Below are 22,126 nucleotides of genomic sequence, written 5' to 3'. Positions count from 1 at the left end.
TGCTGGTGTCGGTGGCTGATGGTGGATGCAGGAAATTTGAGGTGACGAATGGGTATTGTCCTTCAGCGGGTTCGGACGTTGAATTCCCGTTTTGGTCCGGCCTTGGTCGGCCAGGGGCTGAATTTTGCGGCTATGTTGTTGCCGGTCGTGGCGAAGCAGCCGGGCATGGTGGCCTACATGTTGTTTCCAGTGTCGTTGGGGATGATTGTGTCGCGGTCGATGTCGTTGAGTTACCACAGTGTGTATCTTCAGTTGCCGGATAATCGTTTGTCGTTGTCGACGGCTGCGTCGGGTTTTATGGCGTTGGTGGGCACGGGGTTGTTGGGTGTTGTTGGTGTTGCGCTGTTGTGGATTCATCCTGCGTGGGCTGCGCGGGTGTTGTGGGCGATGGTGGCGACGGTGTCGATCACGCTGTACAACATGTATGTGGCGATTACGATCCGTGAGGATCGGATGGGTGTGTATTCACGGGTTCGTTTTATCTATGGTGTGGTCAATATTGTGGCGACGGGTGGGGTTGTGTTTGTGTTCCCCGTTCGTGAGGGTCTGATTTATGTGGCTGCGTTGAATTATGTGTGTGCTGCGGTGTTGTTGGCGCGGGCGGCGGATCAGCAGGTGTGGTCTGCGATTCGGCGGGAGTGGTCGTCGTTGGTGGCGTTTCCGTCGGTGTTGGCGGCGCCGTTGCGGTCGTATATTCGTGAGAATAAGGCGGCGACGTCGGGGGCGTTTTTTGCTGATATTGGTTTCCAGATTCAGGGTATGGTGACGCCAATGTTGGGGGCGTATGCGAATACGTGGGCGATTGTTGTTCGGCTGTATGGTGGTTTTTTGACGTTGGCGCAGCAGGTGGTGGCGCCAAGTTTTGAGGCTCCGGCGTCGAAGGCTATTCGTCAGGGTGATCCGGATGGTTATCGCGTGCATGTGCGGCGTGCGGCGATTGTTGCTGGTGTTCTTGGTGCGGGTACTGCGGTGGTTCAGTATGGGGCGATTGTGTGGAATGACGGTTCGTATTGGGCTGCGGGTTATATTCCGTTGTTTGTTGCGCTGTCGTTGTATGTGACGGCGGGTGTGGTGTCGGCGATGTTGACGAAGTATCCGGTGGTTGTGGGCCGGCAGCGGGGTTATATGGTGTGGACGGGTTGTCGTGCGTTGTTCTTTGTGCTTGTCCCGTTGTTTTTCCGTGGTGGGCCGGTGGTGTATTTGTTCTGTGTGATTATGACGGTGAGTATTGTTGCGCTGCCGTATTTGTGTTCTCCGCGGGTGGCGCGGGGGCGGCACGCTCGGGTGTGATGGTGGTTCGTGGTTGAGCGTGCGGGGTGGGTTTAGGTGCGGGTGTAGCCGGCGTTGGTGATGATGCGGTTGAGGGCTTCGGTGCCGGCTTTGTGGACTGTGGGGTTGACAAAGCCGGAGATGACGACGTGGTAGGTGTTGTCGTCTTCGAAGCTTCCGACGAGGAGTGAGCCGAGGCCTTGTATTCCGACGCTGATTTCTTGGGGTTCGTCTGCTGTGAGTCGGTTGTAGGTCCACATGGTGGTGATGGTGTGGGGGCTGGTGGCGGCGTGTGTGGTCATGGTGGCTGGTGCGACGGTGCGGGGTAGGTGGAGCATTTGTTTGATGAATTGTGGCAGGCCGCTCATGACTGTGCGTGTGATTGCGAAGGGTGATTTCACTCGGTTTTTTGTTGTTTGAATGTCGGTGTGTCGGTCGCCTCCAACGGTGATGCGTGATCGGCCGCCGAGGTTTCCGCCGCGGTGGGTGAGAAGTGTGCTGTTATGGCGGAGTCCGACGATGAGCCAGAATTGGTTGGGGTCGAGGTATCCGTCGCGCTGGTCGAGGTGGTTGTTGAGTTCTGTCCACCAGTCCCATGCGAGTGGGATTGCGCGTGGTTTGTCTTCGGGTTGTCCTTCCCATGTGTAGGTCATGGTGGTGGTGCGAAGTTCTGCGGGGGTGGGTTCGATGGGTGGGTGATCGTGTGTGGTTTTTTCTGAGGTGAGGATGTCGTTGATGCTGGTGAGTGTTTCTTTGGGGTGTCGGATGAGTGATTCTGCGAAGCCGGCGAGGTGGAGGAGGAAGGTCGCGGAGGTCAGTGTGAGTGTCGGCGGGATGGGGGTGTGGCGGCGTGTGTCTGGCTGGTTTTGGTGTTCGTTGGCGAATCGTCCGAGTGGCCAGGTGGAGCCTAGGTAGGCGTAGACGTTGCCGAGGCGGTCGCGGATGGTGGCGCCGTCGCCCCACATGTGGTGAAGGGCGAATCCTCGCCAGTGGCCGAGTTGGTAGACGAAGATGTCTGTGAGGGGGCGTGTGGTGTAGCTGGCGAGGTTCTGGGCGATGTGTGCGATGAATTGTTCGGGGTTGTCTGGGTTGTGTGGTGTGGTGGTTGTGTCGTGGTTGTCGAGGTTGATGAAGTGGATGGTGCTGCCCGGGAATCCTTGGGTCAGCATGTTTTCAGTGATGCGACGGTGGCTGCTGCTTTGTGCGTCGTTGTTGCTAAATAGTGGTGTACTGCCATCGGTGGGGATGACGCGCATCACCCACGTGCCGTCCCACCGCCAATCTTGGAAGAGGCTGGCCAGGCGGTGACGAAAGGTTGTTCTGTCAGGGGGGACGAGCATACGTATCCGTTTCCTTGGTTCAGTACGGGCCATAGCACACGCGCAGCACGCGAGCTACTGCGGGCTTCCTTAAGTATACGGAGACTACTACACATACCCATGCCTCTGCTGGGACATATCTCGCTTCCCCAGGAGACAGGGTTTTCCTTCGGTGTTGCGTGATCAGACCCGAAGAGATGACGTACCTCGACCCGAGTATAAGCCCTTCCACCTGCACAATTGTGAGCACAGTGGTGGAGTTTTCTGAGCTTCGTTAGCAGATGCTCCTGCTCTCAATCTTTTTTATTTCTGTACTGGTTCGCGTCGTCCGAGGCGGACTTTTTTCACGTTGCGTGCGCTCTCGACGTCACTGTCTTTAAATCCGAGGAGGTACGTGAGGGCGAAGGACACCACGAGGGATGTTGCTGAGGCGATGAGGTAGCCCCAGAAGTTTGGTCCAATGCCGACGCCTGGGGGAAGGAATGAAGGAAAGCCCACCAGTGACCCTGTGAAGGCGTACATGGTGACGTTGAAGGCGCCGGTGAGGAGGCCACCGGCGGCGCCGCCGATGGAGGCCATGATGAACACGCGCCCGTATTTGAGGTTGATACCGTACATTGCTGGCTCGGTGATCCCGCAGAACGCGGAGATGGCGGCGGGGCCTGCCAGTTCTTTGATTGTTCGCAATTTAGTTTTCAGGAAGATTGCTAGGACAGCGCCCCCCTGGGCCACCATGGTGGCGGAGATAATTGCGTTTATTGGGGAATCGCCACCAGGCCCTGAGACTTGGTCGGTGACGATGGGAATGACTGCCCAGTGTAGACCAAAGATAACTAAACACTGGTAGAAGCCGCCGATGAGGAGCCCAGATATGGTGGGCGACATATGGTAAATCCACATGAGGGCCGAGGCGATGCCGTGTGATACGACCATAACGGCGGGTCCCAGGATCACCATGATAGCCAGGGACACGACGACCACCTCGCACAGCGGGAGGGCGATCATCCGCAGCACCGTTGGGATGGTTCTTTTCAGCCAGGGCTCCACGATGGAGGCTAGCCATGCGGCCACGATCATGGGGAAGATTGAGTAACTATACGAGGCCATATGGAACGGCAGACCAAAGAATTCGGCATTGAGTGACATTCCGAGGAATGACGTGTCGCCAGGTTTCGACGCCATATCCACCAGGCTGGGGTACGCCAGGACACCCCCGACAATGGCAACGATAATCGGGTCTGATCCCAGCCGTCTGGCGGCTGTGAACCCGACGAAGATAGGCAGGAAGTAGAAGACGGCGTCACCCATGGCATCGATAATGATGTACGTTTGGGTGTTCTTATCTACCCACCCTGCCTGCACGAATAGTGCCAAAATTCCTTTCACGATACCGGCGGCAGCCAGGAGCCCAATGACTGGAATCATGGATCCGGTGATCACGCCGATCAGTGAACTGAATCCTCGTTTCGCCCAACCCCACAGTGTGGTGGGGCGTTCCTGGGCTTCAGTGTCGGTAGTGATGGTGGTGTCGATGCCGCCGAGTTGTGTTGTGATGGCGTCGTACACCTCCTCGACGGCGGGCCCGATGACGACTTGGTATTGCCCTCCTGCTTTCACAACGTCAAGAACGCCGTCGATATTGCGGATCGCGTTGTCATCCGCGCGGGACTCGTCTTTCAACGAGAATCGCACGCGTGTTATGCAGTGCGTGAGCGAGGTGACATTGTTGTTCCCACCGATGTTGGTGATGATGTCCCATGCGGTCGCGTCATAGCCGGAGAGATCAGCGGGGCGCTCCGAGGTAGTCGATGCCGCGACAGTACCAGTGTGACAACCATTCTTCTCCCGGCCGCTCCCCTGCTGCTCGGTGGCAGGCTCCGCTACCGTCGCGACCGGTGGGGTTGTCACCGTAGCGACGGCAATATGGTCACCGGACACCACAGTTTTGTGGGTCACGGAGAGGTCATCGAGTTTTTTGACCGTATTGGTGATGACAACGATAACGGTGGTGTCTTTGCCTGCTGCCGTGATGGCGCCGACATCCATGGTGCCGACGGTGTCACCAGCATGGAGTTCATTCCCCCGGGCGATGGTGATGTCGAAGGGCTCACCGTTAAGCGCGACTGTATCGATTCCAAGGTGAACGAGAACTTCAAGCCCATTGTCTGTTTTCACAGCGAAAGCGTGACCAGTTTTAGCGACCATCATGACTTTCCCAGAGACGGGAGCCACGATGATCCCGTTATCTGGTTGTGTGATTCCAAGGCCGTCCCCGACAACCTTTGTGGAGAACATCCGATCAGGAACGTCGTCGATGGGGATCACATGTCCAGATACGGGGGCTAGTATCTCCACGATGTTATCTTTCCCCGTAGCGGTATTAGATGCAGCGTGAGGCGTCGTATCGTCCGCTGGTAGGTGATGGGAAGGAGTATCGGTCATGTATCTGGTTCCTCAGTCAGTGAGCCTTCGACGACTTATGACTGTCAGCTTAGCGATAGACAGTGAGGTACCGTGACCATTATTGATTCACTACCCAGCGACAATACCCCCTTTTTTTTCTAGCACCCGGTTTGAGTGAGCATTTTCATGACTCCCGCAGTTTGGTACGACCACTCCCACACGTGATCTTCCCAGGTCAAAGGAGTGTTATGGTAGCCAACATCAACAGTTCCAGCCGTGCAGCGCCCAATAATCATTCGTGTCCGCTCCACATGATATTTTCCTGTGGCGTACACCATAACATGGGTCCAGCCGTGCTCTTTGACCAGTGCTTCAATCGCTCGCGCTTCGCCCCGTGTTGTACTGGGCTCGGGGTGAACACAGTAGACGGTGATCCCGGGTTCGGGGGCGCAGAGCCGTGCACCGAACGCGGGCTTGTCAATATACGGATCTGAGATCACCAGGTTGGTGGTGTGACCGATCGCGGCGCGACGGGTTTTCTCATACGCCTCGATGCCACCATGTGGTCCCCCCAACTGCACAATGGCATCAACGTGGTCAGGTTGGTGGTCAATACGCGGGAACCATAGGAAGCGGGAAGCAAAGATACACCACGCGGTAATGATCACCACGACGACGAGTGCTGTGGTGTTGCGTAGCCGATGACGTGGTCGTATTCGACGACGCCGTCTGATACGTGAGTAACGGGGAACGTGCATTCATCCTCTACTTCACTACTGTGTCACGGTGGCACCATGTAGAGACGACCGCAGGTGTGCGGCAACGTACGCGGAAAGTGTACGCCGCAATGGTGACAAGCAGTATTCGGGGATGTTCCGCTACACTTCAGAAGCTTGAAGTATGCCTTTGACCAGCCCTTTTACGTTGTCTAGAACCTCGCATGCGATACGCAGAAAGTCGTCGTCGTTAAGTGTCACTGGATCTGGAATGTCTGGCCCGTATGTGCGGAGCGCCTCATCGCACACCTGGCTAGCCCGTAGGTATTCAATGTCATGGGGAAAATGGACGTCGTCGATTTTCGCCCATGCTGAGAGTTGTCGTAAGGTTGCCGCTTTTTTCAACAAGGGTGGTGCGATCTGGAGAGCCTGGTCAACGTGTTCGGTCTCCATTCCAACGAGGATGTCAGCCCCCGCAATGGCCTTCTTATCTAAGGGTGTCGAGGTGAAACCGGCGGGGTTGATGCCCTCGTTGGCCAGGAATTGCGCCGCCCTGGGTTCCATGGGGGCTCCATGGTTCGCGTGAGCTCCCACACTGGAAAACTCCAGTGTGGGTGGGAGTGAACGGTGCAGGCGTGAATTATGCGTCCCCGTCTGAGTGGTGATGTCGTCAGCAATCGAGCGGCCAATGTACTCAGCCACAGGCGATCGGCATTGGTTACCAGTACAGACGAAAACGATCTTCATAAGCCCTACCTTACTCCCCAGTTGCGTAAGCGCTCGCAGGGTCTATGGGTGCCCCCCAGTGGCAGGGTACCTAGGCCTCCCCACCACCATTCGGCGTGTCTGAGGACTGGCCACGGCTGGCATCTCCAGAAGACGCGGTTTTCTTTGCCACGCTCCTATGCTTTGCCACTGCTTTAAACTCCTGCTTATTGGCAGCGTACTTATACGCTGAATACGACCCAACATACCGTCCCTCAATAGAGTTCTGTGGGACGGCAGTGAGAACGGTACCAATAATCGGCGCGCGAACGGCGCGAAGCGAAGCCAACATCCGGGCCACATCGTCATAGGTGCGTTTTCCATACCGAACAGCGAGAATGACTGCGTCGACGGCAGTGGCAACCAACGTACCGTCAGTCACGGCGAGGACCGGCGGGGTATCAACAATGACCCAGTCATAGCCTTCCCGCAATTCGTCCAGGATGTGGCGGAATGCATGACTGCTCAGCAGTTCACCCGGGTTCGGTGGAACCTGACCTGCGGCGAGGATATCGAAGCCCTCCGTCCCGGTCCCTTGCAGAACGTCGGCAACATAGGCATCGCCCGCAAGGACTGTGGATAGGCCAACCGAACTGTGGATCGTATCGCCGAAGTATTTCTTCAGTATCGAACGACGCATATCAGCATCAACCAGGCATACAGAATCACCATCAGCAGCGAGAGCACTAGCCAGGTTGATACTGGTGGTGGATTTGCCATCGCCAGACCGGGCGCTGGTGACTGAGATCACCCGCGGGGGGTTGTCCACGTTGATGTATTTCAGGTTCACACGCAATTCACGGAATGCTTCTGCAGCACGAACACGTTCATCGTTGAAGTCCAAAACGCGTGAACGCTGTTCCTCGGGAACCACCGGGACACCGCCCAGTTTCGGCAAACCTGTGCGTCGTTCCAGTTCCTCACTGGAGCGAATGGAGCGGTCAAGGAAGAACCGCAAGGCAACCAAAACACACCCGATGAAGAAGCCCAACATCCCGCCAAGGATCACATTCATCAACAGTTTTGGTGATGAAGGCTTGGTCGCCTTCTCAGGACTGTTAATGAGCGACACTCGTGGGGCAGTTGTCTGCTGTTTGGTCGACGAACCCCGCGAACCTGAATCTGTCACCTGAACTTCCAGCTTTCCCGCCTGCTTGGATAGCACCTTGACAGCGGCAGAGGCAATATCCAATGCACGGTCAGCATTGCCATCCGTAGCGGAAATTTCCATGATCACGGTGTCTTTGACGACAGTAGCCTTGAGCTCCTTGGACAGCTCACGTGGCGCCATGTCGAGGTGAAGATCATCGACGACCTGCTTGGCCAAGACATCACCACTGACAAGCTGGGCGTAGGACTGCATCCGTTGTTCCGCAAACTGAGTACTTTGAACCGCCCCAGCAATGGACCCATCAGTATCAACTGATACAAACACGGACGCTGTCGAGGTATATTTCGTCGGCATCAGCATGGATACTCCCCATCCACCAGCGATGCCTAAAACTAGCAACACGGCGATGATCCACACGTTGTGCCGGAACACTGTCCACGCACGCCGGACGATTTCTGTCCAATCCTGCCCGAGGTTCATTTGTACTCCCGGGGCATGCTGATGGACATCAGGTTGTTCACTGAAGGGTGGCTTCGTCATTGAGGTCTCACTTTGATGGGCCGAAGTTTGGTCACAAGTTCGCGCGCGCACTGCGGGAGCAGGCGGCGGTGATGCATGAATGAGTTACGGAGAAGAGGATAAAGGAGGGGGATACTGTATTCCACTAGAGTTACTCGGTGGTGATATATGCGAATTGTGCGGCATCTGCTGCGGATAATAAAGAGACGATCCGTTAACTGGGAACATACTCTCATTCACCACACGACGACCAATTTTGCGGTTGTTCTCGCCACCTTGTTCTCCCGCCAAGATGATAAAAAACATCGGAATAAGTGGCGTCAGGTGTCGAAGAGCAGAACCGTAATCTGGTTCAAACAATCCTTGCACACTAGCAAAAGCTGCAATAAGGCACACGGCACGAGCAATGAGGGCGCGGCGATACTCATTGCACAACCACCGCCGCACCGAATAGAAGTAGCCTCCCCAAAAACTGGCTATGACGAGAAAAATCAGGAGGTAATACGGGGAGAGTTTGATCGCGAGCATTAAGGGAAACATCAACATAACGGTCGCAAACAGCACATTGACTACACCTGCGATCGGTTCGGGGCCTTCTAAGAATCGACCGATCAGAGATCCTGTGTCAGCACCGCGTCCTTCGTTAACCATGGTGCGAAAATGGTCAGCTGGTACACCTGTCGAGGCCACAGCAACTGCCAACAATAGGCTGCACAATCCCATCAAAAGGATAAACTGGCGAACCCGAATCCGCCGCCGTGAAAAACCAGTATTAGACACAAAAATGCGCAAGCCAAGGAAAACAACGGCGATCAGTGTCCAGTACGGACGGAAAACCTGCCCCAACACCGCCATGATGACAGTAAGAATGCAATCCCACACCCAACCAGAACGCTGATCAGTAGGTGCAGCAGCCACCACCATGACGACCGTACTAATGATGATTTCTTTGGTATATACCCCTTGATAAACACCGACAAAAAGAGCATACAAGGCTAAACCCCCAATACTCAGGGGGGTTGCTCGGATCGGCCTCATTCTCCACAACGCAACTGCGAGTGCAGATTGAGCAACAACCACCCCGACAAACCCAGCCAAAGCAGCATTATTCGCCAAGCCGAGTGACTGGTACAACCACGCAATGGTGCGAAAAGAACCAAAATCCTCATATCCCGCCAAGCCAGGCACGGCGAGCAACTGTTGAATGACCTGTGAATCACGGTCAAACTTCGGGGGCACTATCTGCGAGTGGAAAGCACTGATAACGAGGGAGATAAGAAACCCGAGAAACCAGAGCAAAATAATATCCGCAGGAGCAAAAAAACGGTCGTTCTTCTCGTCTCGGTTGGGGGACACAGAGTTGGGGTAACCACCTGGAGAGGTGGAGGGGGCAACCCACATTGTCTTATCCTTCATTCACTAGTAGGCGTCACTAAATACTGTGTCTAGATCATGCTTGGGAATGGTCAGGGTGATCCTCATGGGAAACGGGGCACCAGGCGTCTAATCACATTGAATGTACCCGACCGCCGACGGTAACTCTACCCCTGGCTCGCTTGTGCTCGGGCATAACACTCACGGAGTTTCTCAGTCAGGTTCGCCACGCTGTGGATTTCCATCGTCTCCGTCCACGCGTCGATGAGTGGTCTCGGAGCGTCGATCGCCCTTATGACTTTTTGTGCGGCATCATCGACGCCGGTGAACCGTGCTTGAGATGGACATTCGTGAAGCGCTGGGATGTCTTGAACAAGAACAGGAAGACCAATATCACTCATTTCTAACACTGCCATCGGGTACCCATCCCACAACGCGGTATGAAGACCGACGTTAACCTGCGATAGTCGCTGATAGAGTTCGTCGGTGTTCAGCCAGCCTGTGACATGAACTCCCGACTGTTCCAGGTGTGCAGTGAGCTCGGCATCACCACCGCCGAGCCAATGGAACTCTACGGTGGGGCGCTCCTCGTGGACTCGTTGGGCGATGGCAGCGAAAAGTTCGGGGTTCCGTTGTGGGGTCACTCGCCCGGAAATTGCGACGCTTGGTGTTTCCGTCGGATTCCAGGTCATACCCGTCGGCATGGTGGCGTTGGGAATCACAACACTGGGAATACGTCGATTCAGACTGTGGAGTTCGTCGCCTTCCCACTGACCGCAGGGCGCGAAAACCGATGTTCCCCACGACAAGGCCCATTCAGCGGCGCGGAAGAGGCCACGGTGAAGCCCCGAGATGTCTTTCCGTGCATAGGCCAGCCCGTGAGGGGTATAGACCACAGGTGTTCGACACGTGGCGCCCCACATCCGGGCTATGCGGGCGTAGGCTCCGGCGAAACTGGAGTGGGCGTGAATAACATCCGGTGCAACCTCGTCACGGACGTTGTGCACAGTAGCGATGGCCGCGCGGTGATCATTCGGCAGCTCCCAGCACCGGCTGAATAGGTCAGGGTCGGGCGTGGCCGGTGAATTCGCGCGTCGTGCGGTGTAGAGCACCATGTGGTCATGCTCTGGGAGGAGGGAGGCGTACATATTAACGGCGGTGGCAACGCCCCCGGCGAAGCACTCTGTGACGTGAAGTATTTTCATTCTGTCCTGGCTCTTACGTGGTTGAGGCTCGGGTCTGTGTCTCGGGAGCGGGGTCGCTTGGTCCTACCGCGTGCCGTTTCCGCCCAGTATGATACTCGATATGTATATCTTCCAAGATGCGCCAGCGCGCAAGGCAGATAATGGGATTCGTGGGCTGCTCAATGTGGGTTTTGTTGCCGTCGTCATTTTTCGGCTGTCTCAGGTTGCTGGGCGGCGGATGTCCCTGTTGGGGTCGTTGGTCAAGCAGTTTAATCACGTGGTGACGGGCGCTGATCTGGCGTGGGAGGTCACGATTGGCCCTGGTTTGATGCTGTACCACCCCACCGGCGTGGTGATGGGCCGTCGGGTGAGGGCTGGGAAGAATCTGAAGGTGCAGTCGTCGGTGACGATTTCTGAGGCTCCCGAAGGTCAGGAGACGGTGTTGGGTGACAATGTTCGTTTAGGCTCCGGGGCGCGGCTCATTAAACCCCTTACCCTGGCCGACAATGTTTCTGTGGGGGCGAACGCGGTGGTAACGAAGTCATTCGAGCGGCCTGGCGCCATTTTGGTAGGGCTTCCCGCTCATGAATTATCGGCGAAGTAAGTCGAGCAAATACGAGCCATAACCAGATTTGACTAGTGCTTCCCCGCGTTGGCGGAGTTGATCATCGGTGAGGTGGCCCATGCGCCAGGAGACTTCCTCTGGGCTGCCGATCTTCAACCCTTGTCGGGATTCGATGGTGCGTACGAAGTTTCCCGCATCCAAGAGTGAATCGTGTGTACCCGTATCTAGCCACGCGGTTCCACGAGGGAGCACTTCAACAGTGAGGTTTCCGGCATCCAGGTAGCGCTGGTTGATGTCGCTGATTTCTACCTCACCTCGGGCGGATGGGGCGAGTTCTTTGGCCATCGCTACGACGTCATTGTCGTAGAAGTAGAGGCCGGGCACAGCATAGTGAGATCTCGGATTCTGCGGCTTTTCTTCAATGCCGAGGGCACGAAAACGGGGGGCGGGTTTCTCGTGGTCATGGGTGGTAAGGTGCCCTTCTCCAGCATGATCTGCCACGTTCGTGAGTGTCGTTGCTGTACTGGTTGGGGGTGGTGATGCCGTGTCGTGGTCGCTCTCAAATTCGACGACCCCGTAGGCAGTGGGGTCTTTGACCCAGTAGGCGAAGATGACACCGCCATTGGGGTCAGTGTGGCGTCGAAGCTGAGTGCCCATGCCGGGCCCGTAGAAAATGTTGTCGCCCAAGATGAGGCAGACGGAATCGTGTCCGATGTGTTGTTCTCCGAGGATGAATGCCTGTGCGATGCCATCTGGGGAGTGTTGTACTGCGTAGGAAATTGAGATGCCAAAGGCGGTTCCGTCGCCGAGTAGGCGTTCAAACGCTTCCGCGTCGTGGGGTGTTGTCACAACGAGGACATCGGTGATACCCGCCAAAATAAGGGTGGATAACGGGTAGTAGATCATCGGTTTGTCGTAGACGGGTGTGAGTTGTTTACTCGTGCCTAGCGTGATCGGATGAAGCCGCGTACCTGTGCCACCTGCCAAAATAATGCCCTTCACAGGTAACCAGCGTACCTAGGTCTGTGTGAGGTGTCTGGTAGTGCCGTGCGTCTCCCGTTCGACTACACATGCCTCATGCGCCACACCTCTCCCCCATGTGACCAAGTTCACAAAAATTCATCAAATATTTATAGTGTTATCTTTTAGGAAAACCGCACACTCCCTACCGCATAACGATTTCATCTAAAAAGTAGCCACCAACTGCATCAACCACAAAAAGCACCATCCACACCCACCACAGCGACCCCACACCACCCACGTCCACCGCATCAACTTTTCCCGCTGCACACACCGCGATTTTGTCCACTCCAGAGGTCACCATGTGAAAACTTAGCCAATAGTTTTTATGATGATCATGACATCACTGAACTGACCGAGGACCGGCCCACCGCACCTCGGTCACTTTACATTTCTCGTCTCTTCGAATACCTATCTTCTTTATCCCCGGTGCATATGAGTTTGTTACACTCCTCTGATCTTGATTCGACAGAATCGTCCCGCCCCAGCGAAGAACACCACACTGAAGAACAGTATGCTCGCCGTTCCCAGCATGATGTCAATGCTGAACGAGACCCGTCCCCCAGTCCCAACCCCAACACCACGACAGACAACACCCCCAACCCCTGCGAAGTTCTGCCGTCAAACCCCCTCCAACGCTTGAAACGACACGTCGCCGTTCCCGTCCCTGGATCACGCGCACTCGCACGCAGCGCCCATGCCTCACGAATCCACACACTCATCGTGTGGAGCGACACGATCGTGATGGCCGCTCTGATCCTCATCGCCAGTTGCCTGCCCGTCAACACCCACGGGAGCCACCAATTCAGCATCGGATCATACAAAGGCACTGCCCCCGTGTTAGTGCCCGAAATTATCCTCCTCGCACTATGGAGTGCGGCCATGCGAATCATCCGCGCAACAGACACCGCCATTCTCGGCCAAGGCGCTCAAGAATATTCACGGATCGTCCGCGCAACAGGCTTCGCATTCGGCGCATTCTCCATCGCCTGCGAATTAGTCCAGTGCAACTGGGGCTTTCGTTTCATCCTCTTCACCTTCCCCGCCAGCCTGATCCTGTTACCACTCCTCCGCCACTGGTGGCGCCGGTACTACCGCCGACAATTAGCGAGCAAAAAACTAGTCCACCGGAATATTTTCATCGGTGATCCCGAGGTCATCTCCGAGGTGTACGGCACCCTCCACCGACAACTGGACAATCGATACGACATCGTCGGATTCTGCAGCACAAAGAACAACGAATACAGCACAGAACAGCTCGCCGACCTCACACAACGGTATCCCGACGCGGCATTCCACAACGACTGGCACCAAATCGACGACATGGTGACCACACTTCAAGCCGACACCGTTATCGTCACCTCTACTAACCAAATCGGTATGGCCGACATGCGCGAACTCGTATGGCGACTAGACGGACTCAACGTTGAACTTCTCGTCGCCCCAGCCATCGCCAACGTCTCCAGTCGACGTGTCCAAATGGTACGTATCGCCGGAGTTCCCCTGCTAAAATTGGACGAACCCCAACATTCACAGGCACACGGCATCCCCAAGATTGTCTTTGACCGCGTCGTGGCATCCCTCCTCATCCTCATGGCATCACCATTGCTGCTCATATGCGCCCTCGCCATCAAACTCGATGACCGCGGCCCCATCTTTTACACCGCCGAACGAATGGGCAAAGACAGCAAACCATTCGGGATGATTAAATTCCGCTCAATGATGCAAAACGCCGACCAGATGGTCGACCAGCTGAAAGACCAAAGCGACGGCAACGACGTCCTCTTCAAAATGAAAGACGACCCTCGAGTCACACGAGTAGGAAAATTCCTCCGCCGCTACAGCTTCGACGAACTACCACAGCTATTTAACGTGGTGAAAGGCGATATGAGCCTCGTAGGGCCACGACCACCATTACGCAGCGAAGTGGAACAATACACCGGATTGGTCGGAAACCGCATGCTGGTCCTTCCCGGAATGACAGGCCTGTGGCAAGTATCTGGACGATCAAACCTCTCATGGGACGAATCCGTCTCCCTCGACCTCAACTACGTGGAAAACTGGAGCATGGTGCACGACCTGATGATTTTGTGGAAGACCGGACGCGCGGTCCTCACCTCAGACGGCGCATACTAAAACACCGCATCCTGCACCCCTGCCCGACAGTCCCTGTGCCGTCGGGCAGGAACCACACACAGCTGCCACACCACACACCCCACGGTGACAACCCCACAGAGCCAACACAGGATGCGCCTAGCCGAAAACGTTGTCCCCCTCATGGGGCTCAACAACCAAGTCAGGAGCTTCACAGACCGTCACCAGCGCACCCGTCGGATCAGACAGGATAGCGATCCGCCCGAACTCCGCCTCCTGCGGCTGAACAATAACGTCACCACCCTGAGCCAGCGCATATTCCGCAGCGCCCACAACATTCTCCACACCAAAATACGTCGACCACCGAGACGACAACATCACCGATTCCGTGGCAGCACGCTCATCCGGGAACCATATCCCCGCATAGGCACCACCCTCACTCACCGCCGTAATCACCGTCTCCACACCGTCACCATGGCGCATCGTGGTCCACCGCACGACCTCCGCGTAATACCTCGCCACATCATCAATGCCCACCCCCTCCGGAAGAACCGCGGCAAGCTCATGCCACACGGGCGTGCCCGGCTCACCACCAGCAATGAACGGCTCCACCACCGGGTGGATGAACCCCAGATCCGCACCCACAATATCCGTCGCAGCCACCATAGGACCACGAGGACCGTCGACAGGGCGGCCAGCCGTCCCACCATAGTCACGCGACCGACTCGCCACAGCATGCACATCGTCGGTAAGAAAGGACACCATCCACTGATTCGGCGGCAACACTGCACAATCCCCACCATCACCATGACTTTCGGCAGTCACGGGAATAAACCCTGCAATGGGCATGCCATGCTTACGTGCATAGTAATAGCCACCCACCTCCTCCTGGACACCCTCACGGCCCGCACCACCACACTCGATATCCCAACCAAACAGGCCATGATAAAACTCGGCGGAACGATCAAGATCATAGGTACGCACGTCGTTCCACAACGGCATACCCTCACTAGCAAAGAAGGCCGGCATTACATGTTCCTCCACGTGTCCGGGTCACAATCATCAACAACTATGGCTTCATCACCATAGTCATCCTCGTCCTCGGGGCCACCTACCTCGGCACCCCCAGACCCGACACTCACCACATCACCCTGATGCAATGTACGCCCCCTACGGGTCTCCACCTCACCATTAACCATGACATAGCCAGCAGAAATAGCCTCTTTCGCCTCCCCACCGGTCTCCACCAAACTTGCGAGCTTAACAAACTGCCCCAATTTGATCGACGAATCACGAATAGACACCACGGGAAAAGAACTCATGGCCCACACACTACGCCCACACAGGAACATCCCAGCACACACGACCCGTACCCACCACCACGGTCACTGCACCAGCCGTTGACCTCCTACGCCCGCATAGGCATATCCGTGGGAACAACCGCCGCCGGCAAACTAGACTCACCCATCAGGTGCCGATCCACCGCCGCAGCCGCCGACCGCCCCTCGGAAATACCCCACACAATCAACGACTGACCACGGCCAGCATCACCAGCAACAAACACGGGCGCCCGGAACCCCACCGACGGCGGCACCTCCGCCCGGAAGTGCTCATCGCGAACAATACGACCGCGGCCATCAACCTCCAGACCGAGGTCGTCAACAATCCCGGCGCGATCCACCGAGACGAACCCCATTGCAAGGAGGACAAGGTCAGCATCGATGGTGAATTCAGAGCCGTCGATAGGAACCATTCCTTCGGGTGTGCGGTCGACCAGTGTCCCCTTGAGGCCTGTCACTTTCCCGTCGTTGCCCAGGAACTCGACGGTGTTGGTTTTCCATTGACGGTTACCGAGCGGGTGGCCTTGTACACGGGCATCGAGGCCGAGCTTTTCAACCAACTCCTTTTCTTCCTCGCCAGATACCTCATATTCACCTTCTTCATGCGCAGTAGCGACGCGCAGTTGGCGGGGATAGGTGGGCCATGGGGTGGCGGTGTCCCTAGCCTTGGGTGGTTTGGGCCCAATGTCGAATTGGACGACGCTCGCGGCGCCTTGGCGTAGCGCGGTGCCGAAACAGTCGGTGCCAGTGTCACCACCACCGACGATGACGACGTGTTTTCCTCGGGCATCGATGGTGGACGTGTCGCGGTCGCCTTCTTGAACTTTGTTGGCCTCCGGCAGGTATTCCATGGCCTGGTAGATGCCGTCGAGGTCTCGGCCTTCGATGGGAAGGTCGCGGCCGATGGTGGAACCGATAGCTAACACGACGGCGTCGAAACCGCGCAGGTCATCGGCGGATGGAGAGATGTTAGTGCGGAACGTGGTTCCCTCTGCCACCATCTGTTCGAGGCGGCGGTTGATCCACTTCTTCTCCATCTTGTACTCGGGCACGCCGTAGCGCATAAGCCCGCCCAAACGGTCATGGCGTTCAAATACGGTGACGTCATGGCCGGCGCGAGTGAGCTGTTGTGCAGCTGCCAAGCCGGCCGGGCCGGATCCCACAACCGCGACGGACTGTCCTGTCGAAAATGATGGGCGAATCGGTTTCACAAAACCGTGGTCAAAGCCGTATTCGACGATTTCCAGCTCAACGTTCTTGATGGTGACGGGGTCGTCGTTAATGCCAAGAACGCATGCTCCCTCACAGGGGGCTGGGCATAGGCGGCCCGTGAATTCCGGGAAGTTGTTTGTCGCGTGGAGGCGGTCGAAGGCCTCACGCCACCGCCCCACACGAACGAGGTCGTTCCATTCCGGGATGATGTTCCCCAAGGGGCAACCATCGTGACAGAACGGGATACCGCAATCCATGCAGCGTGTTGCCTGCTGGCGTAGATCGGTCAAGTCTTGTTTCTCGTATACTTCCCGCCAGTCCAATAACCGTAGTGGGACCGGCCGGTGTGCTTTGCCGCGGCGGGAATATTTTTGAAATCCATGTGGGTCAGCCATTAGTGCACAGCCTCCATGATTGCTTCGGCAGTTGCTGCTGCGTCTCGTCCTTGTGCTTGGCAGTTCTCCATAATCGTCAGTACGCGGCGATAGTCGCGTGGCATGACTTTCACGAATGTGCCGGCCGGTGTTGGCGAACCGGTCCACTTTCGGTAATCGGCGATAGTGTGGTCGAGCCACGCTATGTCTTCTGGTGTGGGCTCTTCAATATCGGCCAGAGTTGTGTCGATGTGGTCACGGATACCGCCTTGCCCTGGTGGAATACCGTCGTCGGCGAGGAATGCAATGCCGCCGGACATGCCGGCACCGAAATTCCGCCCCACATGCCCAAGGACAATAACCCGGCCACCCGTCATGTACTCGCAGCCGTGGTTACCGATACCTTCGACGACGGCTGTCGCCCCCGAGTTACGCACACAGAACCGTTCACCAACCGTGCCGCGGACAAATAGCTCACCTGAGGTGGCACCATAGCCGATCACGTTGCCGGCAATGATGTCACCGGCCACGTCGCGGCCAGCTTTCTCCACCGTCGAGACATAATAAGGATCAGGGCGGACGACGATCCGACCGCCTGATAAGCCCTTGCCAACGTAGTCGTTGGCATCCCCGGTGAGACGAAGAGTCACACCGCGCGGCAAGAACGCTCCGAAGGAGTTGCCGGCCGAGCCATCAACGTCAACGGTCAACGCGCCCTCACGGAGGCCGGCGGCGCCACCAGCGCGGGAAATCGCAGAACCAAGCATCGCCCCCACAGAACGATCTACGTTCGAAATCCGGTATGAGAGCTCCAGCGACTCGCACTCACCCTTCGCATCAATGACCTCGCGCGCATCACGAATGATCTGCTTATCCAGGGCTTTATCCAAGGAGTGATCTTGTTTTTTCGTGCAGTGCCGGTCCTGGTACATGAACGGACTCTCCGGCTGCGCGAAGATTGGTGAGAGGTCCAACGCCGCCGCATTGGGATGCCGGCTCGCGACCTCTCGGTCGACGCCAAGGATCTCAGAATGGCCAACCATCTCGTCAATGGTGCGGAAACCAAGCTCCGCCATGTACTCGCGAATCTCCTGGGCAACGAACTGGAAGAAGTTCACCACATGCTCGGCACGACCACTGAACTTCGCCCGCAATTCCGGATTCTGCGTCGCCACGCCCACTGGGCAGGTATCCAGGTGGCACACGCGCATCATAATGCAGCCTTCAACAACCAACGGGGCCGTGGCGAAACCGAATTCCTCAGCACCCAGCAGGGCAGCAATGACCACGTCGCGGCCGGTTTTTAGTTGACCATCGCACTGCACCGTGATTCGATCACGCAAACCGTTCATGAGCAATGTCTGCTGCGTCTCAGCCAAGCCCAACTCCCACGGGGCGCCCGCATGTTTCAACGATCCCAGCGGAGAGGCACCCGTGCCACCATCATGACCCGAAATCAACACAACATCCGCGTGCGCCTTCGACACACCCGCAGCGACTGTGCCAACCCCCTGCTCAGACACCAACTTCACGTGAATGCGCGCATCGGGGTTCGTGCACTTCAAATCATGAATCAGCTGAGCTAAATCCTCGATTGAGTAGATATCGTGGTGCGGCGGTGGTGAAATCAGCCCCACCGCAGGGGTGGTAATACGGACGTCCGCGATCCATGGATACACCTTGTGGGGAGGAAGCTGGCCACCTTCACCAGGTTTCGCTCCCTGCGCCATCTTGATCTGAATATCCGTACAGTTATTCAGGTAATCGCTGGTCACACCGAATCGACCCGACGCCACCTGCTTGATAGCAGACCGACGCCAATCACCATTCGCATCCGGGGTAAAGCGGTCAGCATCCTCGCCGCCCTCACCCGAGTTTGACATACCCCCCAGGCGGTTCATTGCAATGGCTAATGTTTCGTGAGCTTCTGCGGAAATTGACCCGTAGGACATTGCCCCCGTCGAGAAGCGTTTCACAATTGAGCTGACCGGCTCGACGTCGTCGATATCCACCGGTGGGCGTGTGGGGTTTAAAGAGAACATCCCGCGGACCGTCGCCAATCGTGTGGCCTGATTGTTGACTTTGTCGGTGTATCGTTTGAAAACCTCATACTGGCCCGTGCGCGTCGCATGTTGCAAGGTGAAGATCGTCTCAGGGTTGAACAGGTGATATTCACCTTCACGACGCCACTTGTATTCACCACCCAACTCCAACTCACGATGGGCTTGCTCTTCGGGGCGCGGTAAAAAGGCGTCACGGTGGCGGTCTCCGACAGCCTCTGCGATCGCATCCAGGCCCACACCACCAATCGGCGCGAAGCTGCCCGTGAAGTACTCGTCCAGGAGTTCTTGGTTCAGGCCAACCACATCCGCCAGCTGAGCGCCACGGTACGAGGCCACCGCAGCAATACCCATCTTCGACATCACCTTGAGCAGACCCTTGGCCAGTGCCTTCGTATAGTTATCAAAGGCAGTATCCAGATCGAGGTCACCCAAAGAACCCTGTTTGCGTAGTTCATCGATGGTTTCAAAACCCATGTACGGGTTGATCGCATCCGCACCAAAAGAGACCAGCATGGCAATATCGTGAACCTCACGCACATCGCCAGCCTCCACAATCAGGGATGCCCGCGTGCGTGTCCGCTCACTGACCAAGTGCTGATGAACAGCCGACGTCAACAACAGCGACGGAATCGGCGCAAAACGCTCATTCGATTCACGGTCACTCAGCACAATCAGTGTTTTACCAGCGTCAATCGCCCCAGAAACCTCACGGCGAATCCGTCGCAACGCGTCACGAATACCCCGACCACCATGAGCCACTGGATACAACCCAGAAATAGTAACGACGTCAAAATGTGGGAACTCGCCACCATTATTCGCATGACGCAGGCGCGCCAGATCCCGGTTACGCAAAATCGGATCATCCAGGTGAATGAGTCTCGCCGCGTCCGCATCCGGATGCATAATGTCGCGTTGCGCACCCAAATGTGTGAACAGGGACGTCATCATATTCTCACGAATCGAGTCCAATGGCGGATTCGTGACCTGCGCAAACCGCTGTTTGAAGAAGTCGAACAAATACGACGGGTGGTCAGACAGCGCCGCAATTGGCGTATCTGTCCCCATCGAACCAATTGCCTCCGCACCATTGAGCGCCATCGGCTTCACAATGATGTCCACGATCTCCTGCGTGAACCCAAACACCCGCTGACGCAACACCGCACGATGGTGCGGCATCCACTGGTAATCCGCATCAGGAAGATCCGTCTTCCGCACAAGGTTCTGTGCCACCCAGTCACCATACGGCGCCTGTGCCGCTAACTCTGCTTTGATCTCCGCATCCGGCACCACCCGTCCTTGCATGGTGTCCACCAGGAACATCTCCCCCGGTTTCACGCGAGTGCGCTCCACCACGCGCCTCGGATCGATAGGTAACACACCCACCTCCGACGCGCCGACTACCAGGCCGTCGTCGGTAATCCAGATACGACCCGGACGCAAACCATTGCGATCCAGTACCGCACCAATCACCGTGCCATCGGTGAACACCACGTCCGCGGGCCCATCCCAGGGCTCCATCAGGCACGAGTTGTACTCATAAAAAGCGCGAACATCATCGGGGAGGTCGTCGTTATGCTCCCATGCCTCCGGGATCATCATCAGCACAGCATGCGGCAGTGTCCGCCCGCCCAGGTGCAGAAGCTCCAAGGCTTCATCAAAACGAGCTGTATCCGACCCCTCGGGGTCACAGATCGGCAGCACGCGATCAATCGACCCGAGGACCTCCGAATTAATCACCGATTCCCGGGCGCGCATCCAGTTCTCGTTACCGCGAACTGTATTGATCTCACCATTGTGAGCAACCATGCGGTACGGGTGCGCCAGGGGCCACGATGGGAACGTGTTCGTTGAAAAACGCGAGTGAACCACCGCAATGGCGGACACCATGTCCGGATCCTGCAGGTCTATGTAGAACTCACGCAACTGTGGGGTGGTCAACATGCCTTTGTAGACAATCGTGCGGGCAGACAGGGACGGGAAGTACACCGTATCCTCGCCTGAACCGGAACCCGGGCCTTTATTCCCCAGTTCACGCTCGGCACGCTTGCGAACAAACCACACGGCACGGTCCAGCTCAATTCCCTCCAGCGGGGTGCCATCGTCCTTCGTACCGGAAATAAAGACCTGGTGGAAGTGCGGCATCGCATCCCTCGCCATTGCACCAATCGATGAATCATCGACGGGGCACTCACGCCACCCGATGAGTGTGAGGCCTTCTTCTCTCACGATGTCCTCGACTGACCGCACTGCATCGAGCGCTGCCATACGGGCAGCTGGCAGCATGGCGATACCCGTCGCATACTGGCCGGCAGGCGGAAGGTCAATATTCTGCGCAGCCATGTCACGGCGGTAAAACGCGTCTGGGATCTGAATGAGAATCCCGGCGCCATCGCCCGTGTTTTTCTCTGCGCCCGCAGCACCACGGTGCTCGAGATTAACGAGAGCCTGGATTCCTTTGTCGACAATGTCACGGCTTTGTTCACCGTGCATATTGGCAACGAACGCAACACCGCAAGCGTCATGTTCAAAGGACGGGTCGTAGAGACCCTGGCGTGAGGGAACAGTCGTCATCTGGTCGCCTTTTCGTTCGCACGGCTGTGACGGGCGTGGGCAGCCGTGGCCTGTCGGTAAGATCGCCCATGTGCGGGGATGTGCACAGTGAAGCGGATCGAACGGCCTCGCCCGGGGTCAGCCGCGATGGGGCCACACCCAGCGCGTGATGTGCGTGGGTGTTGTCAATTACTTCAGGGGTAGTTCGTAATGTTATCGCAGGATGTTCATATGGGTGATGAACTCAG

At 56.7% G+C, this 22,126-nt stretch carries 16 protein-coding genes; 3 read left to right on the top strand and 13 right to left on the bottom strand.

Annotated elements, in window-relative coordinates:
* The first annotated feature begins 48 nt into the window (after positions 1-48).
* Positions 49-1,290 (top strand): hypothetical protein, encoded by a 1,242-nt coding sequence (locus V5S80_RS07115; protein ID WP_395170065.1) that lies wholly within the window; start codon positions 49-51, stop codon positions 1,288-1,290.
* Between the two features lie 32 nt (positions 1,291-1,322).
* Here V5S80_RS07115 and V5S80_RS07110 read toward each other — a convergent pair whose 3' ends face one another.
* The 7 genes from V5S80_RS07110 to V5S80_RS07080 form a co-directional block, all read right to left on the bottom strand.
* The gene (locus tag V5S80_RS07110) at positions 1,323-2,609 is read right to left on the bottom strand and encodes a hypothetical protein (RefSeq protein ID WP_395170064.1); all 1,287 of its coding nucleotides are present in this window, start codon (positions 2,607-2,609) and stop codon (positions 1,323-1,325) included.
* 282 nt (positions 2,610-2,891) lie between these two features.
* Positions 2,892-5,030, bottom strand: a complete 2,139-nt coding sequence (locus V5S80_RS07105; protein ID WP_395170063.1) for a glucose PTS transporter subunit IIA — start codon at positions 5,028-5,030, stop codon at positions 2,892-2,894.
* A 119-nt stretch (positions 5,031-5,149) separates the two neighbouring features.
* A complete protein-coding gene (locus tag V5S80_RS07100) occupies positions 5,150-5,749 on the bottom strand; it encodes a hypothetical protein (RefSeq protein ID WP_395170062.1) in 600 nt (199 codons plus the stop codon).
* Between the two features lie 120 nt (positions 5,750-5,869).
* Entirely contained in the window at positions 5,870-6,454 is a 585-nt protein-coding gene (locus V5S80_RS07095; protein ID WP_395170061.1) for a hypothetical protein, read from the bottom strand.
* 70 nt (positions 6,455-6,524) lie between these two features.
* On the bottom strand, positions 6,525-8,123 hold the full coding sequence (locus tag V5S80_RS07090; protein WP_395170060.1) for a polysaccharide biosynthesis tyrosine autokinase: 1,599 nt from the start codon (positions 8,121-8,123) through the stop codon (positions 6,525-6,527).
* Positions 8,124-8,207: 84 nt separating this feature from the next.
* A complete protein-coding gene (locus V5S80_RS07085) occupies positions 8,208-9,503 on the bottom strand; it encodes a hypothetical protein (RefSeq protein ID WP_395170059.1) in 1,296 nt (431 codons plus the stop codon).
* 140 nt (positions 9,504-9,643) lie between these two features.
* Positions 9,644-10,681, bottom strand: a complete 1,038-nt coding sequence (locus V5S80_RS07080) for a glycosyltransferase family 4 protein (protein WP_395170058.1) — start codon at positions 10,679-10,681, stop codon at positions 9,644-9,646.
* Positions 10,682-10,781: 100 nt separating this feature from the next.
* Between V5S80_RS07080 and V5S80_RS07075 the strand changes: the two genes are divergently transcribed.
* Complete coding sequence (locus tag V5S80_RS07075; protein WP_395170057.1) at positions 10,782-11,264, top strand: serine O-acetyltransferase; 483 nt, start codon at positions 10,782-10,784, stop codon at positions 11,262-11,264.
* Here the strand turns inward: V5S80_RS07075 and V5S80_RS07070 are convergent.
* Together V5S80_RS07070 and V5S80_RS07065 are read right to left on the bottom strand one after the other, a co-directional pair.
* Complete coding sequence (locus V5S80_RS07070; protein ID WP_395170056.1) at positions 11,250-12,227, bottom strand: sugar nucleotidyltransferase; 978 nt, start codon at positions 12,225-12,227, stop codon at positions 11,250-11,252. The two genes, V5S80_RS07075 and V5S80_RS07070, sit on opposite strands and share 15 nt — an antisense overlap.
* Positions 12,228-12,390: 163 nt before the next feature.
* On the bottom strand, positions 12,391-12,549 hold the full coding sequence (locus V5S80_RS07065) for a hypothetical protein (protein ID WP_395170055.1): 159 nt from the start codon (positions 12,547-12,549) through the stop codon (positions 12,391-12,393).
* Positions 12,550-12,680: 131 nt separating this feature from the next.
* Here V5S80_RS07065 and V5S80_RS07060 point away from each other — a divergent pair, with 131 nt between their 5' ends.
* The gene (locus tag V5S80_RS07060) at positions 12,681-14,381 is read left to right on the top strand and encodes a sugar transferase (RefSeq protein ID WP_395170054.1); all 1,701 of its coding nucleotides are present in this window, start codon (positions 12,681-12,683) and stop codon (positions 14,379-14,381) included.
* A 117-nt stretch (positions 14,382-14,498) separates the two neighbouring features.
* On the opposite strand, the gene V5S80_RS07055 is transcribed toward V5S80_RS07060, so the two are convergent.
* The 4 genes from V5S80_RS07055 to gltB all read right to left on the bottom strand — a co-directional run bounded on the left by V5S80_RS07055 (position 14,499) and on the right by gltB (position 21,899).
* Complete coding sequence (locus tag V5S80_RS07055; RefSeq protein ID WP_395170053.1) at positions 14,499-15,368, bottom strand: hypothetical protein; 870 nt, start codon at positions 15,366-15,368, stop codon at positions 14,499-14,501.
* Positions 15,368-15,661: an RNA-binding S4 domain-containing protein gene (locus V5S80_RS07050; RefSeq protein WP_395170052.1), complete on the bottom strand. Its 294-nt coding sequence runs from the start codon at positions 15,659-15,661 to the stop codon at positions 15,368-15,370. Before V5S80_RS07050 ends, V5S80_RS07055 begins: the two co-directional genes overlap by 1 nt.
* An 86-nt stretch (positions 15,662-15,747) precedes the next feature.
* On the bottom strand, positions 15,748-17,286 hold the full coding sequence (locus V5S80_RS07045; RefSeq protein ID WP_395170051.1) for a glutamate synthase subunit beta: 1,539 nt from the start codon (positions 17,284-17,286) through the stop codon (positions 15,748-15,750).
* The gene (gltB, locus tag V5S80_RS07040; RefSeq protein ID WP_395170050.1) at positions 17,286-21,899 is read right to left on the bottom strand and encodes a glutamate synthase large subunit; all 4,614 of its coding nucleotides are present in this window, start codon (positions 21,897-21,899) and stop codon (positions 17,286-17,288) included. The genes V5S80_RS07045 and gltB overlap by 1 nt, the downstream gene beginning before the upstream one ends.
* Between the last annotated feature and the right edge of the window lie 227 nt (positions 21,900-22,126).

This window comes from Corynebacterium sp. PCR 32 (genome assembly GCF_037464985.1).
GTDB classification, from domain to species: Bacteria; Actinomycetota; Actinomycetes; order Mycobacteriales; family Mycobacteriaceae; genus Corynebacterium; species Corynebacterium kroppenstedtii_D.
The sequence above is the reverse complement of the archived record's forward strand: the minus strand, read 5'-3'. Positions and strand labels throughout refer to the sequence as shown.